The organism is Chromobacterium piscinae (genome assembly GCF_021129175.1).
Classification (GTDB): Bacteria; Pseudomonadota; Gammaproteobacteria; order Burkholderiales; family Chromobacteriaceae; genus Chromobacterium; species Chromobacterium piscinae.
The window spans coordinates 1-551 of record NZ_JAJOHV010000141.1 but is presented as its reverse complement, the minus strand read 5'-3'; the positions used below and the strand labels follow the sequence as shown (position 1 = coordinate 551).

Annotated in this window: 1 protein-coding gene; it reads right to left on the bottom strand. The window is 76.8% G+C overall.

Annotation, left to right across the window (positions count from 1 at the left end; genetic code table 11):
- On the bottom strand, positions 1 to 551 hold a 551-nt coding region (locus tag LQR33_RS23205; RefSeq protein WP_231470620.1), incomplete at both ends, for an AMP-binding protein.

Here is a 551-nt window from a genome sequence, read left to right as displayed (position 1 = left end):
CCAGCGTGTAGCCGCCGCCGGCCAGCGGCAGGCCGATCACCGCGGCTTCGCGCACGCCGGGGCAGGCCAGCAGCGCGTTTTCCACCTCGGCCGGGTCGATGCGCAGGCCGCTGATCTTCAGCTCGTGGTCCTGCCGGCCGAGGAAGCGCAGCTGGCCGCCCTGCCAGACGGCGCGGTCGCCGGTGCGGTAGGCGCGCGGCGCGCCGGGCAGCGCGTCCAGGGGCACGAAGCGGCGGGCGGTCAGCTCGTCGCGGCCCAGGTAGCCGATGGCCAGCGCGTCGCCCAGCAGGCATAGCTCGCCTTCTTCGCCCTGCGCCACCGGCTGCAGGCCGGCGTCGACTATGGCGGCGGCCACGCCGGGGCGCGGCAGGCCGATGGGGATGTCCTCACCGCCGTCCCACACCGCGTCAGGGCCGGACAGCGCGGCGCCGGTGGCGATGACGGAGGCTTCGGTGGGGCCGTAGCTGTTGAGCAGGGTGGCGTCCGGCAGCAGCTCGCGCCAGCGGCGCGCGCGCTCGGGCAGCGCGGCCTCGCCGCCGATGATGGCGAGG